At 59.6% G+C, this 15,926-nt stretch carries 15 protein-coding genes; 8 read left to right on the forward strand and 7 right to left on the reverse strand.

Going from position 1 to position 15,926, the window contains the following annotated elements; translation table 11 throughout:
* The first annotated feature begins 147 nt into the window (after window positions 1-147).
* The 4 genes from LVY75_29890 to LVY75_29905 all read left to right on the forward strand — a co-directional run bounded on the left by LVY75_29890 (window position 148) and on the right by LVY75_29905 (window position 3,075).
* Window positions 148-636 carry a CYTH domain-containing protein gene (locus tag LVY75_29890; GenBank protein XAZ22973.1) on the forward strand — a complete coding sequence of 163 codons (489 nt, stop codon included), beginning with the start codon at window positions 148-150 and terminating at the stop codon, window positions 634-636.
* A complete protein-coding gene (locus LVY75_29895) occupies window positions 614-1,522 on the forward strand; it encodes a CHAD domain-containing protein (protein ID XAZ22974.1) in 909 nt (302 codons plus the stop codon). The genes LVY75_29890 and LVY75_29895 overlap by 23 nt, the downstream gene beginning before the upstream one ends.
* Before the next feature lie 74 nt (window positions 1,523-1,596).
* Window positions 1,597-2,070, forward strand: a complete 474-nt coding sequence (locus LVY75_29900) for a VOC family protein (protein ID XAZ22975.1) — start codon at window positions 1,597-1,599, stop codon at window positions 2,068-2,070.
* 75 nt (window positions 2,071-2,145) lie between these two features.
* Entirely contained in the window at window positions 2,146-3,075 is a 930-nt protein-coding gene (locus LVY75_29905) for a rhodanese-related sulfurtransferase (GenBank protein ID XAZ22976.1), read from the forward strand.
* Window positions 3,076-3,083: 8 nt separating this feature from the next.
* Here the strand turns inward: LVY75_29905 and LVY75_29910 are convergent, their stop codons facing one another.
* On the reverse strand, window positions 3,084-5,273 hold the full coding sequence (locus tag LVY75_29910; protein XAZ22977.1) for an EAL domain-containing protein: 2,190 nt from the start codon (window positions 5,271-5,273) through the stop codon (window positions 3,084-3,086).
* 172 nt (window positions 5,274-5,445) lie between these two features.
* On the opposite strand from LVY75_29910, the gene LVY75_29915 reads away from it, so the two are divergent.
* Both LVY75_29915 and LVY75_29920 read left to right on the forward strand, forming a co-directional pair.
* Window positions 5,446-5,937 carry a MarR family transcriptional regulator gene (locus LVY75_29915; protein ID XAZ22978.1) on the forward strand — a complete coding sequence of 164 codons (492 nt, stop codon included), beginning with the start codon at window positions 5,446-5,448 and terminating at the stop codon, window positions 5,935-5,937.
* Window positions 5,934-6,398, forward strand: a complete 465-nt coding sequence (locus tag LVY75_29920) for a hypothetical protein (protein ID XAZ22979.1) — start codon at window positions 5,934-5,936, stop codon at window positions 6,396-6,398. Before LVY75_29915 ends, LVY75_29920 begins: the two co-directional genes overlap by 4 nt.
* A gap of 38 nt (window positions 6,399-6,436) precedes the next feature.
* Here the strand turns inward: LVY75_29920 and LVY75_29925 are convergent, their stop codons facing one another.
* Window positions 6,437-7,810 carry a GH1 family beta-glucosidase gene (locus LVY75_29925; protein ID XAZ22980.1) on the reverse strand — a complete coding sequence of 458 codons (1,374 nt, stop codon included), beginning with the start codon at window positions 7,808-7,810 and terminating at the stop codon, window positions 6,437-6,439.
* A 243-nt stretch (window positions 7,811-8,053) separates the two neighbouring features.
* On the opposite strand from LVY75_29925, the gene LVY75_29930 reads away from it, so the two are divergent.
* A complete protein-coding gene (locus LVY75_29930) occupies window positions 8,054-8,461 on the forward strand; it encodes a DoxX family protein (protein XAZ22981.1) in 408 nt (135 codons plus the stop codon).
* 80 nt (window positions 8,462-8,541) lie between these two features.
* On the opposite strand, the gene LVY75_29935 is transcribed toward LVY75_29930, so the two are convergent.
* The 5 genes from LVY75_29935 to LVY75_29955 form a co-directional block, all read right to left on the reverse strand.
* Window positions 8,542-9,729 carry a Gfo/Idh/MocA family oxidoreductase gene (locus tag LVY75_29935; GenBank protein XAZ22982.1) on the reverse strand — a complete coding sequence of 396 codons (1,188 nt, stop codon included), beginning with the start codon at window positions 9,727-9,729 and terminating at the stop codon, window positions 8,542-8,544.
* A 27-nt stretch (window positions 9,730-9,756) separates the two neighbouring features.
* A complete protein-coding gene (locus LVY75_29940; GenBank protein XAZ22983.1) occupies window positions 9,757-10,812 on the reverse strand; it encodes a sugar phosphate isomerase/epimerase in 1,056 nt (351 codons plus the stop codon).
* A 249-nt stretch (window positions 10,813-11,061) separates the two neighbouring features.
* Complete coding sequence (locus LVY75_29945; GenBank protein ID XAZ22984.1) at window positions 11,062-12,009, reverse strand: substrate-binding domain-containing protein; 948 nt, start codon at window positions 12,007-12,009, stop codon at window positions 11,062-11,064.
* 87 nt (window positions 12,010-12,096) lie between these two features.
* Window positions 12,097-13,101 (reverse strand): ABC transporter permease, encoded by a 1,005-nt coding sequence (locus tag LVY75_29950; protein XAZ22985.1) that lies wholly within the window; start codon window positions 13,099-13,101, stop codon window positions 12,097-12,099.
* Window positions 13,102-13,185: 84 nt separating this feature from the next.
* Entirely contained in the window at window positions 13,186-14,712 is a 1,527-nt protein-coding gene (locus LVY75_29955) for a sugar ABC transporter ATP-binding protein (protein ID XAZ22986.1), read from the reverse strand.
* Between the two features lie 164 nt (window positions 14,713-14,876).
* Here LVY75_29955 and LVY75_29960 point away from each other — a divergent pair, with 164 nt between their 5' ends.
* Window positions 14,877-15,908 (forward strand): LacI family transcriptional regulator, encoded by a 1,032-nt coding sequence (locus tag LVY75_29960; protein XAZ22987.1) that lies wholly within the window; start codon window positions 14,877-14,879, stop codon window positions 15,906-15,908.
* Window positions 15,909-15,926 lie beyond the last annotated feature (18 nt).

Raw genomic sequence — 15,926 nt, forward strand, 5'->3', positions numbered from 1 at the left:
ACGGTTCCCTTAAACGATTGAAATCGGCTTTCGAATAACGCCCTCACAAGGGCTTGTCGAGATAAAACCAGCCCGTGCGACAAGACGGGTATTAAATCATTATAAATTGGGGTAGCGTACCCCGACCGTCACAAAAGGTTCATTCGTATGGCGAAAGAGATCGAACGGAAGTTCCTCGTACGCGGCGAAGCATGGCGCTCCGCTGTCGAGTCCAAATCGGTCCTGAAGCAGGGCTACGTCGCTTCGATGGACGACCGCTCTGTACGAATTCGCATCCTTGACGAGAAGACTGCGCGGCTGACGATGAAGATCGGCCGCAGCACCCTCACCCGCGACGAATTCGAGTATGAAATCCCCGTCTCCGACGCCGAGGAACTGCTGGAAAACGCCATCGGCATCGTCATCGAAAAGACGCGATACCGCGTCCCCTATGAAGGTTTCGTCTGGGAAGTCGATGTCTTTGGCGGCGCCCATCGCGGCCTCGTCATCGCCGAAGTCGAGATGCAGGCCGAAACTGACAATCCTCCCCTGCCCGCCTGGCTCGGCCGCGAAGTGACGGGCGACTTCCGCTATTCCAATCAGGCGCTTGCTACAGAATTCGAGCACGACAGGCATGGGCTATCGCATACGGCCTGAGGCCGATTTTACCGACGAGTTCCGAAGCGCGGCCGAGGAGCAACTCACGCGTGCCATCACCGTTCTGCAAGAACAGCCGGAAGGCGCCCATGAGGCGATTCACGCTTTCCGCAAGAACATCAAGCGACTGCGTTCGCTCTATCGCCTCGTGTCCTGTGACGTGCCGGATTTCCAGAAGCGAGAGAACGCGCGGTTGAGGGACACTGCCAGGTCGCTCTCCACCATCCGCGATGCCGCAGCGATCGTCGATACCGCGCGTTACCTGCACGACAATGCCCGCAACCTGGAAGAAGCCGAGGCGCTCGGTCGCATCGTTTCTATCCTGGAGGCCCGGCGCGATTGGATGGCGGAGGCTGAGAGCGGCCTCGAACAACGGCTGCACGACGCTGCCGACGCTTTACGGGAAGCGATCGCGGCACTCGATGATATCGTCTTCGACAAGAGCCATCGCAAGAATGCCCGAATGCTGGCAAAGAGCTGGCGCCGGACGGCGTCGCGCGCCAGAAAAGCGCTGGATGCCTGTCATGAAGATGCGACAGCCGATGACTTTCACGAACTGCGCAAGCGCACCTACGACTATCGCCTCTACCACGCGCTTCTGCGCGATCTCTGGCCGAGTGCGATGAAGGCCAAACGCGACTTCGCCAAGGACCTCGTCGAACGGCTCGGACACATCAACGATCTCTCCGTACTTTCGGGTCTCGTTGAGGCAGAGCCGCAGCTCTTCACCCGCAACGACGATCTCGCCCATCTGCTGGATGCCGTCATCTTTCGTCAGCAGGAGGATCGGCGCGAAACGCTGCTCAGCGCCGAAACGCTCTACGGTGATGATCCCGATGACGAAGCACAACGTCTCGAGATCCTCTGGGTCTCGATCCGCAATTGATGCATTTCACCTGTTGACCTCAACATTGGTTGAGATCCTAGCCTCAGTCGGTCAATCAACCTCCTGAGGACGATATGTCTGCTGACACAACCACGAAACCGCAAATCCAGGGCATCTACGAAACCCATCTCACCGTCGCCGATCTGAAGACTTCCATTGCTTTCTATCGCGATATTCTGGGCCTGGAGTTCGCCGCCGAATTTCCCGAGCGCCGCATTGCCTTCTTCTGGGTGAACGGCAAGAGGAACGCCATGCTCGGCCTCTGGGAAACTGGCACCGGCCCCTTGAAGATGCGCTTGCACTTGGCCTTCCGCCTGTCGCAGGAAGAAATGATGCAGGCGCCGGCGCTGCTTATCGGCAAGGGCCTGACGCCACACGGCTTTCACGGGGAGCCAGTCACCGAACCGATCGTCATCGGTTGGGTGCCGGCGTTGTCACTCTATTTCAACGATCCCGACGGACACTCCATCGAATTCCTGAGCGTGCTCGATGACGAACCGGATGCCGCTTTCGGCATGCGCTCCTATACCGAATGGAAAGCGCGCTGACAGACTATGGCGACACGGCAGCGGACTTGCGTAATATCATTGCGCAGGCCCGGCATATTCTGTATTTCCACGCCCATGACCGACAATGCGATCCAGACAAGCCCGTTCCTCGTGGCCGCACTTTACCATTTCGTCTCGCTGCCGCGTTACGAAAGCCTGCAGCCGCCGCTACAGGCGCTCTGTGAAGAGAATGGCGTCAAGGGCACGCTGCTCCTCGCCCATGAAGGCATCAACGGGACGATTGCAGGTCCGGATGCCGGCATCCGGACCGTGCTCGCTTTCTTGCGTGCCCAGCCGGAATTTTCCGCGCTCGAGCACAAGGAAAGCCATGCTTCCAAAATGCCTTTCCTGCGGATGAAGGTGAAGCTGAAAAAGGAAATCGTCACCATGGGCGTCGAGAATATCGACCCCAATAAGGTGGTCGGAACCTATATCAATCCCGTTGATTGGAACGCGCTGATCTCCGATCCCGATACGATCGTCATCGACACCCGCAACGACTACGAGACGGCAATCGGCGTCTTCCGCGGCGCCGTGGACCCCAAGACCAAAACCTTCCGCGAGTTTCCGGATTGGGTGCGCAATAATCCCGGCCTCCATAACAAGCCGAAGATCGCCATGTATTGCACCGGCGGCATCCGCTGCGAGAAGGCAACGGCCTTCATGAAGGAACAGGGCTTCGAAGAGGTCTATCACCTCAAGGGCGGCATCCTGAAATATCTGGAGGAAGTGCCACAGGAAGAAAGCCTCTGGGATGGAGCCTGCTTCGTTTTCGACGAGCGGGTTTCAGTCGAGCATGGCTTGAAGCAAGGCGAACACAAGCTTTGCCATGCCTGCCGCAACCCGATCACGGCAGAAGAAGTCACCTCGCCCTATTACGAGGAAGGCGTTTCCTGCAGCAATTGCTATCACAGCCGCAGCGAAGAAGACCGCCTGCGCTATCGTCAGCGCCAGCACCAGATCGCACTCGCCAAGAAACGCGGACAGAAGCACATAGGTACATAACGCGACGGTTAGCCGGCGATCCGGCGCAGGACCCGTGCTTCGCGATGCTCCTGCAATCGGTCATTGATGTGGTCGGCAGTCATCGGTTTGCCGAAGAAATAGCCCTGCAGACTGTCGCAGCCAAAGAGGCGCAGCGCAACCGCCTGCTCTTCCGTCTCGATGCCTTCGGCCGTGACCGGAATATCCAGCGCGCGGGCAAGTGCTACTGTCGCCTGCAGCATCTCGCGCTGCCGGCTGTCGCCGGTAATATCGGTGACGAGTGAGCGGTCGATCTTGATGCGATCGAAGCCGAACTGCCGCAAATAGCCGATCGAAGAAAAGCCGGAGCCGAAGTCGTCGAGCGCCACCTTGACGCCGAGCGACTTCAATCGTTCGATCGATTGGCGCGTGCGCTGCGGATTCTGGATCATGTAGCCTTCGGTGATCTCAAGCGTCACGCGGCTGGCCTCGATGTCCGTCTGCTTCAGCACATAGCGAACATAGTCGGTGAAGGCCGGATTGCGGAACTGGCCCGGTGAAACATTGACCGAGATCTTCAGTTCCGGCCACTGCTTTGCCGTTTCGCAGGCCTTGCGCAGTACGAAAAGGCCGAGGGATTCGATGAGCCCGCTGGTCTCGGCGATCGGAATGAAAACCTCGGGCGAAACCGGACCGTGGCCTGGCCGGTTCCAGCGCACCAGCGCTTCCACGCCATTCATCTCATGCGTCGCGGCATCGACGAGCGGCTGATAGGCAAGCGTGAGATCGCCGCTTTCGATCGCCATGCGCAGATCGAGCTCCAGCGCGTTGCGCTGCGCGCGATCGGTATCCATGGCCGGATCGTAAAGTGTCATGCGGGCGCGGCCGGCCTCCTTCGCCTTGTACATGGCGAGGTCGGCGCGGCGTACCAGCTCCTCCCGGGCGATCGAACCGAGCGATGACATGGCAATGCCGATGCTGGCGCCGACCACGACGATACGGCGGCCGACTTCGAGCGGTTCAGCAAGGAAATCGAGGATCTGCTCCGCAAGCTGCAATGCGGCCGCATTCTCCGCATCCGAAAGGAAAGCGATTGCAAACTCATCACCGCCGATGCGGGCGAGCACCGCGTCCTCGGGGATCAGCACGTCCAGTCCTGCCGCGACAGCGCGGATCAACTGGTCGCCGGTGCCGTGCCCGTAGCTGTCGTTGACTTCCTTGAAGCCGTCGAGATCGAGATAGAGTAGCAGCACGTTCCGCTTCGTCTGCCGGGCTTCCGCAACGAAGCGGTCGACGGCAAGCCCCAGGCCGTCGCGGTTGGAAAGACCGCTCAAGCGATCTCGAAGTGCTTCTTCACGCGCGCTGTTTTCCTCCGCCTTCAGCCGCCGGCCGGTCATCCAACCGATTATGAGGAGGACGACGAAGAACAGGCCGACAAGACCAAGCGCCTGGATGACCATGGGCCTCACCTGCGCGTAACCAATATCGCCGGGCGAACGCGACACCCAGACTAGCTTGCCGAGAACCGCCCGAGCAGGGTCTGCAATTTCCACCGAATAGGCCGCGGCAAAATCTGCGGGCACCAGTCGTAACCCGTTCAGCACGTAAGTCGTGCCGAGAGCGGAGATCTTGTCCTCGTCGAGATGCCGGGCGAAAACCAGATAGCGATGCTGACCGTCGGGCATATCAAGCTCACCCGACTTCTGCCGCACAAGCGCGATACCGACAGCGGCAATACCCCTGGCAGTCTTGATGAAACCGGTGGCCTGCGGCTTCTCGCCGGCATCAGGTGCGCGAACCTTGTCCAGAAGCCGCCAAAGCGAGGGGGAGAAGAAATCGTCTACCGACATCTGCATTGGCAAACCGTCCTGATAGGCCATGACGGTTTTCTTCTGGTCATCAATGACGATAGCCATGTCGAAGAGAGGGCTGTTAAGGGACATCTCGCCGTAATTGCTGACCGTCCACGCCATGCCCTCCGGCGCGTAGACATTGGCAGCCGCATCATCCCAGGCGGCATAATCGTCAAGCGTCGCGGCAAGCTGGTCTTCGAAGGTCTTGAGTGCGCCGACGGTGGTTTCGCGCGAACGCTCGTCGTCGAGCACATTGGCATTTTCGGAGACGCGTTCCAGCGCCGTCAAAACCATGATGGTGACAACAGCAACAATGACCGCGAAGGAAAAAAGCACGCCAGTGACCGTGGTATGGCGGCCTAAACCCGATCCATTGTTTTTTGACATCAAGACTGCCGGCAACTCACACAACTCCCAGTTCCAGAAATCTTCGCAGTCAAGGGTCAAGAAACGCTTAAAATCATGAGAACAATCGAGAATCCGGCTCAGGATTTACTCGAATGCCGCATGTTTTTGCAGATTGACAACCGGTTTCCAATAATGGTAACTGGTTTCCATAATGCAGATGGAGAACGGCATATTGAAGCGGACGATCGAAGCAGACCTGCTGACGGATATCATGCTGATGATCTTCCGCATCAACGGACGACTATTGGACGGTGGCGACCGGCTCGGCGCAGCGCTCAACCTCACGAGCGCCCGCTGGCAGGTGCTCGGAGCGATCTCGCTGTCTTCCGGTCATGTCGCGGTTCCCGCCATCGCGGAGATGATGGGCATGACCCGTCAGGGAGCCCAAAAGCAGGTAAACAAGCTGGAGGAAGACGGCTTCGTCGAAAGGCGGCCCAACCCGCGCCATCAGCGCTCGCCCTTCTATGTGCTGACGCCGCAGGGCGCTGAGAGCTACGCGAAGATATCAGCGCTTCATACCGGCTGGGCCAATGCGCTGGCCAGCGGACTAGACGCACCGGAATTACAGGCGGCACTCGATCTTCTGAGCAGGTTCGACCAAAGGCTGGCGCTGGACGCCACGGAAAGCGAGGAACGGAAATGAAAACCTTCGTTCATGCCGGCGCGGGCACAATTGCCATGATCCTGATTGCGGGTTTTCTCACCGCAACGCTGACCTCCGAGCTTCTTCTGGATGCGTCCGCAATTCTTGCCGTCAAGAAAGCAATTCTTGCCGGTCTCTGTCTGTTGATCCCGGCGCTCGCAATTACTGGCGGCAGCGGCTTTTCGCTCGCCCGTGGCCGCCATTCGCCGGCTATCGACAGGAAGCGCTGGCGGATGAAGATCATCGCCGCAAACGGGCTGCTGGTCCTCTTGCCCCTGGCAATCCTGCTCTACCGTCGCGCGGATGAAGGTCTGCTTGACGGTGTTTTCTACGCCATGCAGACCCTTGAACTGCTGGCCGGATCCACGCAGTTGACGCTACTTGCCCTCAATTTCCGCGACGGGCGGAAATTGAGCAGAAGAAAACGTCTCGCTGCAGCAAAGACGTTGAACGCGATCTGAAACGGCAGGGCATCGATGCCCTGCCGAAATGCTTGGCCTCAAACGGCCTTGTGGTTGCCCTTAGGGAACTGGCTGGCGAGCTCGCGATACCACTTGCCACTCTTCTTGACCGTACGAACCTGCGTTCCATAATCGACATGAACGAGGCCGAAACGCATGCGATAGCCTTCCGCCCATTCGAAATTGTCCATCAGGCTCCAGGCAAAATAGCCGCGCATCGGATATCCGTCCTTGATCAGGTCGGCGACGACATTGAGATGGTCACTGACATAGTCCAGGCGCATCACGTCATCGACCTCCCCATTGACGACATCGGTATTGTCGCAGGCGCCATTTTCGGTGATGTAGCATTCTGGAAGGTCGTAGCGGCGATAGAGATCCTCGACGAGCAGCTTGAGGCCCGGCGAATAGACTTCCCAGCCGATATCGGTCTTCACGTCGCTGGCCGGAGGTGCTTCCACCGTCCAGGGGAAATCGCCCTTGCGGGTGGCATCATCGGCAACGCGCTCCGGCTTGTAATAGTTGAGGCCCCACCAATCGAGCTTCTGGCTGATAATCTTGAGATCGCCGTCCTCGATCACGGGCATACGATCGCCGAGCGCTTCGACGAATTCCTTCGGATACTCGCCCTTAAAGACCGGATCAAAGAAGGCGCCGTTGTGGAACTGGTGCGCGCGCTCGCCGGCAGCAAGATCGGCAGCCTTATCGGAGCCCGGAATGATCGAGGAAGCATTGAGCACCAGACCAACAGGCACATTGGGCGCTTCCGAACGGATCGCTTCGACGCCAAGGCCGTGCGCCAGGTTCATGTAGTGCATGGCGTGAAGCGCGGCCTGCATGTTGCGCTCGCCCGGTGCATGAATGCCATAGAGGTGGCTGAGCCACACGATGCACCACGGCTCGTTGAAAGTGGCGACGCTGTCGAGACGGTCGCCAAGGCGGCTCATGACAGTCTTGGCATAGCGCTGATAGGCATAGGCCGTCGAACGTGCCGTCCAGCCGCCGTCGCCGGCAAGCAGCAGCGGCAGATCCCAATGGTAGAGCGTCGCAAAGGTCTTGATACCGCGCGCCTTGCAGCCATCGACGAGCCGATCGTAGAAATCGAGGCCTTTCTCATTCACCGGACCCGTGCCGTCGGGGACGATGCGCGGCCAGGCGATCGAGAAACGATAGGCATCGACGCCCATATCCTCGATAAGATCGAGGTCCTGCTCCAGCCGGTTATAGTGGTCGCAGGCAACATCGCCGTTGTCACGGTTATGGACGCGGCCGGGCATGTTGCAGAAGGCATCCCAGATGGACGGCTTGCGGCCATCGGCCTTGCTGGCGCCTTCGATCTGGAAGGCAGCGGTGGCAACACCAAACGTGAAATCGCCAGGGAAGCGGGCGGCGAGCGCTTTCGGATCGATCATCTGTAAATCCCATCTCTCAGGTTGTGGACTGACCGTTTACGCGGGGTTTAGCCAAGCCTGACAGCAAAGTACAGGCCGGCAGAAGGAAAAACTGCAACGTTGCAGGAAGAATAATCAGACAGCGGCGAGCCTGCTACAGAACCCCGTACTGGAAGGTCATAACGCCAATGTCAGCAGTCGTGATTTGCTGTCGCGATGGCGATCCTTACACGGGAAAGGGCATCACAATATGAAAGGAACCGAATGCTTTCTTCGATCCATCTGCTGCAGCCGCATCTGCTGAGCCTGCTGCGCATCGTCTCGTCCCTCGTGCTTTTCAGCTACGGAACGCAGAAGATTCTGCATTTCCCGGCTGCAGCAAGCGTGCCGCCCGTCGGATCGCTGCCCTGGATTGCCGGCCTCCTCGAACTCACGCTCGGCTTTCTGGTACTCATCGGCTTCCAGACCCGCATCGCAGCTTTCGTGCTTTCGGGTCTGATGGCCTTTGCCTATTTCATCGGCCACGCATCGAAGAGCTTCTTTCCGGCCCAGAACGGTGGTGTCGCCGCCATCCTGTTCTGCTTCGTTCTGCTTTATATCGTCGCTGCCGGCGCGGGCCCGTTCAGCGTCGATAACCTGCTGAAGCGCGGCCGTACTGAGGTTGCGGCCTGATTGCCACAAGACGTAAACGCCGGGGCGATATCGAACCGCCCCGGCGTTTTTGATCATAAGGACCTGATCGACACGTAAACTCAGACCTTGACCCAGGCGCCGTTGCGCTTGGATGAAGCCACGCAGGCTTCGACGAAGGCGACACCCTTCACACCGTCATCGACTGTCGGGTAGACCACGGCCTTGTCGACCGCCTTGCCCCTCTTGTGCGCGTTGATGGCATGTGCGGCTTCCGTGTAGATCGTCGCGAACGCTTCGAGATAACCTTCCGGATGGCCCGATGGAACGCGGGAAACGCGGGCAGCGGCCGCGCCGGAGCCAGCGCCGTTGCGGGTAATCAGCCGCTTGGATTCGCCGAACGGCGTGTACCAGAGATAGTTCGGATCGGCCTGAACCCATTCGATACCACCCTTGGTGCCGTAAACGCGCACCTTGAGACCATTCTCATGGCCCGGTGCCACCTGGCTGCACCAGAGCATGCCCTTGGCCGGCTTTTCCGAACCTTTGGCCTTGAAGCGCAGCATCACATGGGCGTTGTCATCGAGACGGCGGCCCGGCACGAAGCTGTCGAGATCGGCAGCAAGGCTGTCGAGTTCGAGACCGGTGATGAAGGACGCCAGGTTATAGGCATGCGTGCCGATATCGCCGGTCGAACCGCCGACGCCGGACTGCGCCGGGTCGGTGCGCCATGCGGCCTGCTTCTGGCCGGACTGTTCGATCGCTTCGGTCAACCAGTCCTGCGGATACTCGGCCTGAACGATACGGATATCGCCGAGCTCGCCATTGGCAACCATTTCGCGCGCCTGACGAACCATCGGATAGCCGGTATAGTTATGTGTCAGGATGAAGAGCGCACCGCTCTCGTCGGCAACCTTCTTCAGCTTCTTGGCATCGGCAAGGTTTGATGTCAGCGGCTTGTCGCAGATGACATGGATGCCGCGGCGCAGGAATTCCTTGGCGGCGTCATAATGGACGTGGTTCGGCGTCACGATCGAAACGGCTTCGATGCCGTTCTTCAGCTTCGCTTCGCGGATCGCCATTTCCCGGTAGCTGGAATAGGTGCGCGACGGATCGAGACCGAGATCGCGACCGGACTGGGCAGCCTTTTCCGGCGTCGACGAGAGCGCGCCGGCGATCAGGTCATACTGATCGTCGATACGCGCCGCGATGCGGTGAACGGCGCCGATGAAGGCCCCTGCCCCGCCCCCGACCATACCGAGCCGGATGCGCGGCTCGCGGGCCTGTTCGGATGATGCTTCGATTGCCATGATTTTCTCCTCGAAATCCTGGTCCGCTTACGACAGACCCAGCATGCGCCGGTTGGCTGCCTGATCCGTGCCGCCGGCAGCGAAATCGTCGAAGGCCTTTTCGGTGACGCGGATGATGTGGGCCGCAACGAACTCAGCGCCTTCGCGGGCACCATCTTCCGGATGCTTCAGCGCACATTCCCATTCGACCACGGCCCAGCCGTCGAAATTATTGGCGGTCATCTTCGAGAAGACGGCGCCGAAATCGACCTGGCCATCACCCAGCGAACGGAAGCGGCCGGCACGTTCGACCCAGCCCTGATAGCCGCCGTAAACGCCCTGACGTCCGGTCGGGTTGAACTCGGCATCCTTGACGTGGAACATCTTGATCCGGTCTTTGTAGATGTCGATGTTGTCGAGGTAATCGAGGCACTGCAGAACGTAGTGCGAGGGATCATAGAGCATGTTGGCGCGCGGATGGTTGCCGACGCGTTCCAGGAACATCTCGTAGGTGATGCCGTCGTGCAGGTCTTCGCCTGGGTGGATTTCGTAGCAGACGTCGATGCCGTTTTCATCGGCATGATCGAGAATCGGCTTCCAGCGGCGGGCAAGCTCGTCGAAAGCGGTCTCGACGAGACCGGCCGGGCGCTGCGGCCAGGGGTAGATGAAAGGCCAGGCAAGCGCGCCCGAGAAAGTCGCATGCGCCTTGAGGCCGAGATGCTTGGAAGCGGTCAGCGCATACTTGACCTGCTGCACCGCCCATTCCTGACGCGCCTTCGGATTGCCACGCACTTCGGGTGCTGCAAAACCGTCGAAGGCTTCGTCATAGGCCGGGTGCACGGCAACGAGCTGGCCCTGGAGATGGGTGGAAAGTTCGGTAACCTCGACGCCGTTTTCACGTGCCTTGCCTGCGAATTCGTCGCAGTAATCCTTTGACGTCGCCGCCTTCTTGAGGTCGATGAGCTGGCTTGCCCAGGTCGGAACCTGCACGCCCTTGTAGCCGATATCGGCCGCCCATTTGGTGATCGCGTCCCATGAATTGAAAGGCGCGGTATCGCCAGCGAACTGTCCGAGGAACAGGCCTGGTCCCTTGATCGTCTTCATGTCAGTTTCCTCCCTGAATATCGATCGTAAACGTTTTCGAGAAATCTTAGCGCGCCGTTCGATAAAGAAAAGGCGCCTCCCCGCCAATGCGAGAGATTTAAGCGGGTGGGCCGAAATCAACGCGGTCTGGACCTAATCACGCTCGCCGCGGATCGGCAAGAGGTACGTGCCGCATTTTGGCTTCAACTTGTCCGAAGGCATGAAAAATGCGCCCATCCTCTCGAATGGGCGCATGCATGAAAGCCGATATCAGAACGGAGAATCCGGGAAGTAGAAGTTCTTGGCATTGTCCTTGGTGACGAGCGTTGCGTCGAGGATGTAGTTGCCGTGAACCGGAACCTGATCGTAGAGCGCAGCAGCCGTCAGTTCCATGGCCGTACCGACCATTGCCGGCGGATAGAGAACGTCGACCGGGATCAGCTTGTCGCCGTCCATGACCTTCTTGATCATGTCCTTGGAGCCAGCGCCGGCAACGACATACTGAATGTCGGTGCGCTTGGCCTGCTCGATGGCCTGCAGAACGCCGACAGCCATGTCGTCATCCTGGCACCATACAACGTCGATCTTCGGATACTTGGTCAGATAGTCCTGCATGACCTTGAAGGCATCGTCACGGTTCCAGTTGCCGTACTGGCGGTCGAGAACCTTGACCTTGGAGCCTGCAATGCCCTTGTCGAAGCCGTCCTGGCGCTGCTGGTCGATCGGGATCGGCAGGCCACGGATGATGACGACCTCGGCTTCCGGGGTCTTTTCGGCAATGTACTTGCCGGCGACTTCGCCGAGCGCCGGGTTGTTGCCGGCAACGTAGAGGTCACGCACGGAATTGTCGTTGCTCGACGGCGCACGGTCGACGAGTGCAACGAACTTGCCCTTGCCCTTGACTTCCTTGATGGCGTTGACGAGCGGATCCGGATCCGACGGCAGGATGACGAGCGCATCGATGCCCTGTGTGTCGAGGTCCTGCACGGCATTTGCCTGCGTTGCGGCATCCGGCGAGGTCTTGACGATGACGTTCAGGCCCGGATGCTCTGCCATCAGCTTCTTGGCAATGCGCTCGGCGTGAAACACGACGCCCGACGTCCAGCCATGGTCGGCGGCCGGAATGGACACGCCGATCGTATAATTCTTGTCCTGGGCGTAGGCTGCGCCGGCAAAAGCCACCCCCGCAACAGCCAGACCCAACATGAGCTTGCGCATGCTATTTCCTCCCAAAAATATCAGGGACTTATTCAATCCGGGCCGGGTGCCCTGGATATCCCGGCCAATCCGAGAAGCAGGCCTGTCTTACGATTTGCGCACCAGCGACCGCTGCACCAGCATGGCGATGATGATGATCGCGCCCTGGATCGCACCGATGAGATATTCGCTGATGAAGTTCGAAAGCAGCATGATGTTGCCGACGAGCTCAAGAATGAAGGCGCCGCAGATCGTGCCCCAGACGCGGCCCGCACCGCCCTTCAGGGCCGTGCCGCCGACAACGACAGCCGTGATTGCCTGCAGCTCCCACAGAATGCCCGTCGTTGCCGAAGTCGAGCCGAGACGCGGCACATAGAGCAACACGGCGATCGCCACGCAGAGTCCCTGAATGACGAAGGCGATTGTGCGCACCCGGTTGACCGCAATGCCGGAATAGCGGGCAACATCGCTGTTCGAACCGACTGCCACGACGTGACGGCCATAGCGCGTACGGTAGAGAATGAAAGCCGCAATGGCGGTAACGACCAGGATAACGACAATCGGAACCGGGACACCGAAGATACTGCCGAAATAGGCTGGCCGATAAAGCGTCTGAATATCAGCCGAACGCAATGTGATTGCTCCGCCCTGCGACAGCCACGTCGTCAGACCGCGATAGATGCCCATCGTACCGAGCGTGGCGATGAAGGGCTCGATCTTGCCGACAGTCGTGATGAGGCCGTTTGCGAGACCGCAAAGCGCACCGGCGACCACGGCGAAGACGACGGCAGCAGTCAGCATCAGCACCGGATCGGCAATGACGCCGGAATTGATGAGCAGGATCATCAGGCTCGCGACGAAGGCCACCATGGAGCCCACGGAAAGGTCGAGGTCGCCTGCCGAGATCACGAAGGTCGCACCGACGGCGATGATGGCGATGAAGGCACAACGCGTTGCAACGTTCGTAAGATTGGTGATGCCGATGAAATTCGGATTGACCAGTGCGCCCACGATGAGGAGCAAGGCCAGTGCGGCGAAGGGGGCAACCGCGCGCAGATCGACGTCACGCCAGGATCTGCGCCGGATCTCCCTGGTCTCCTCGTTAACACTCATGTCCAAAACCAACCTCCCGTCCCATGATTGCTGGGCATCTTGTTTGTCTCGCGCGCGGTCCGCTCGCGTCGCGCCTCGCCGGCATCAGGCAGCCGCTTGACGCTTCAGCCCCGCGGCGTAACGCATGATTTCCTGCTCGGAAATTTCATCGCCTTCGAGGATGCCGACGATCCGGCCTTCGCGCATCACGGCAACCCGCGTGCAAAGCCCGATGACCTCAGGCATTTCCGAGGACACGACGATGATCGACCGCCCGTCGCGGGCGAGCGCCGAAATGAAATGATAGATCTGCTGCTTGGTGCCGACATCGATGCCGCGCGTCGGCTCGTCGATGATGATGATCTGCGGCTCGGTCTCCATGACCTTGGCGAGAAGCAGCTTCTGCTGGTTGCCGCCCGACATGCGGCCGGCAATGATATTGCCGTCGCGTACGCGGATGTCGAAGCGCCGCTTGGCCTTGGCAAGCGCTGCCGCTTCGCTGTTCGGGCTCAGATAGCCATGGCTGACATGGCGTTCGAGCGATTGCAGCGTCAGGTTGGCGATCATGCCCGAGCCAAGCAGCAGCCCTTTGGACTTGCGGTCCTTGGTCATATAGGCAAGGCCGGCGCGATTGGCGGCACGCGCGTCACCCGAAGACACGCTTTCGCCGTGGATGACGACCTCGCCGGAAAGGCGCGAACGCAGACCGGCGATCGCCTCCATCAGCTCGGTACGACCCGAACCGATAAGTCCGGAAAATCCGATCACCTCGCCCTTACGCACTTCGAAGCTCGCATCCTGCACGTAGCCGGTCGAAACCGAACTGACGCGAAGCACGACTTCCTCGTCGACATTGGGCTCGACCTTGGCCGGATAGAGGCTCGAAAGCTCGCGGCCGACCATGAGCTGCGCAATGGATTCACCATCCAGCATGGAGGTCGGAGCCGTCTTCACCCACTGGCCATCGCGAAGGACCGTGACCCTGTCGGTAAGCTCCATGACCTCGTCAAGCTTGTGGGAAACGAAGACGAAACTGGTGCCCTGATCGCGCAGCTTACGCACCTGCTTGAAGAGCATATTGATTTCCTCGCGCGACAAAACGGCGGTCGGCTCATCCATGAAGACAACGCGGGCATCGCGGCTGATTGCCTTGGCAATCTCGACCATCTGCTTGTCGGCGATCGACAGCGAACTGATCATCGCGTTCTCATCGACATGCGAACCGAGCACATCCAGCACGCGACGCGTCTCCGAGCGCATGTATTTGCGGTCGAGCACCCCGAAATGCGTGACCTCGCGACCGAGGAACAGGCTCTCGGTGACCGTCAGATGTTCGGCCAGATTGAATTCCTGATGAATGATGACAATGCCGAGCGCTTCGGCTGCGCCGTTCGGAGGCAGCACCACTGGCTCGCCGTCGAGCAGGATCTCGCCGGAGGTTGGCTGTTCGAAGCCGGAGAGAATCTTGACGAGAGTGGATTTTCCGGCGCCATTTTCGCCCATTAGCGCATGGATTTCACCGGCGCGGAGATCGAAGTTGACACTGAAGAGAACCTGCACGCCGCTGAAAGACTTGCAAATGCGCCTGGCGGACAACACCACCGGTGCAGCCTCTGCGGTATCCACGGTCATGATTTCCTCCTGCGGCTCCCATCCGCTTATGTTGGCATATGTAAACCTTTACATCAGGCATGTAAAGGTTTACATCGTGGATTTACACAGATCTGTTGTGCGGTGACTTTGACCTCTCGACAAGTCTGTGTAGTGTGCGGCGAAGACAGCCCAAGGCAGACCACGTGTCGAATTCCACGCCCGCTACAATCGAAGACGTCGCCCGGATCGCCGAGGTTTCCATCGCGACGGTATCGCGGGCGATCCACATGCCCGAAAAGGTGGCCAATTCCACGCGCCTGAAAGTCAATCAGGCGATTGCCATCACCGGCTACACGACCAATGCTATGGCGCGCAGCCTGCGGCTCGGTCGTTCCAACATGATCCTGGTCGTGGCGCCCGATATCGGCGACCCCAACTTTTCCAACATCCTGATCGGCCTGGAAAACGAGGCGCGGGCCCATGGCTACGGTGTCCTGATCGGCCATACGCAAAATGATGCGCAGCGTGGCCTGGAATATCTGAAATTTTTCAATTCGAACCAGGCGGCCGGCCTCATCCTCTTTACCGGCATATTGCCGTTCGGCCATCAGATGGTTACGGCGCAGCTACCGCCGAGCGTCGGCGTCTTCGAACCCGTCTTCAATGGTGGCATCCCCTATGTCGGCGTCGACGACATTGAGGGCGCAAGGAAAGCCGTCGACCTGCTTCTGGCGGAAGGTCACCGCAAGATCGCCTTCATCGGCGACTCCCGCACCCGCCTTGCCTACAGCCGCCGCCGACAGGGCTATGACGCGGGCCTAGACGCTGCCGGCGTGCCGAAAGACACGCGTATCGTGCTGGAAGGCGATGGCACGATCGAAAGCGGCCGCCATGCTGTGGAGCAGCTTTTCATGCGCGACACGCTGCCGACCGCCTTCATGTGCGTCAACGACCAGACAGCGATCGGCGTCATGATCGGCTTGAACGCCCGCGGCTACAATATCCCGCAGGATTTTTCAGTCACCGGCTTCGACGACGTGCCGCAAGCCGTCTTCATGAGCCCGTCGCTGACCACCATCCGCCAGCCGCGCACGGCAATCGGCAAACAGGCCATGGCACTGCTCCTGGAACTGCTGGGTGACGGCCGTCCCGCCGAGAAAGAAATCTTGCTGCGGCCGGATCTCGTGGTGCGCAATTCCGTCTCCGCACCGCCACGCAACTGGCAGAAGCGCTAGCCTCGAAGCTTGAAGCCC

Source organism: Sinorhizobium sp. B11 (assembly GCA_039725955.1).
GTDB lineage: Bacteria > Pseudomonadota > Alphaproteobacteria > Rhizobiales > Rhizobiaceae > Rhizobium.

Coding starts and splice junctions, on each gene's coding strand:
- LVY75_29955 (XAZ22986.1), bottom strand. CDS start 14,712: ATGACCGTGGATACCGCAGAGGCTGCACCGGTGGTGTTGTCCGCCAGG.
- LVY75_29935 (XAZ22982.1), bottom strand. CDS start 9,729: ATGGCAATCGAAGCATCATCCGAACAGGCCCGCGAGCCGCGCATCCGG.
- LVY75_29945 (XAZ22984.1), bottom strand. CDS start 12,009: ATGCGCAAGCTCATGTTGGGTCTGGCTGTTGCGGGGGTGGCTTTTGCC.
- LVY75_29900 (XAZ22975.1), top strand. CDS start 1,597: ATGTCTGCTGACACAACCACGAAACCGCAAATCCAGGGCATCTACGAA.
- LVY75_29915 (XAZ22978.1), top strand. CDS start 5,446: ATGCAGATGGAGAACGGCATATTGAAGCGGACGATCGAAGCAGACCTG.
- LVY75_29905 (XAZ22976.1), top strand. CDS start 2,146: ATGACCGACAATGCGATCCAGACAAGCCCGTTCCTCGTGGCCGCACTT.
- LVY75_29890 (XAZ22973.1), top strand. CDS start 148: ATGGCGAAAGAGATCGAACGGAAGTTCCTCGTACGCGGCGAAGCATGG.
- LVY75_29930 (XAZ22981.1), top strand. CDS start 8,054: ATGCTTTCTTCGATCCATCTGCTGCAGCCGCATCTGCTGAGCCTGCTG.
- LVY75_29920 (XAZ22979.1), top strand. CDS start 5,934: ATGAAAACCTTCGTTCATGCCGGCGCGGGCACAATTGCCATGATCCTG.
- LVY75_29925 (XAZ22980.1), bottom strand. CDS start 7,810: ATGATCGATCCGAAAGCGCTCGCCGCCCGCTTCCCTGGCGATTTCACG.
- LVY75_29895 (XAZ22974.1), top strand. CDS start 614: ATGGGCTATCGCATACGGCCTGAGGCCGATTTTACCGACGAGTTCCGA.
- LVY75_29940 (XAZ22983.1), bottom strand. CDS start 10,812: ATGAAGACGATCAAGGGACCAGGCCTGTTCCTCGGACAGTTCGCTGGC.
- LVY75_29950 (XAZ22985.1), bottom strand. CDS start 13,101: ATGAGTGTTAACGAGGAGACCAGGGAGATCCGGCGCAGATCCTGGCGT.
- LVY75_29910 (XAZ22977.1), bottom strand. CDS start 5,273: ATGTCAAAAAACAATGGATCGGGTTTAGGCCGCCATACCACGGTCACT.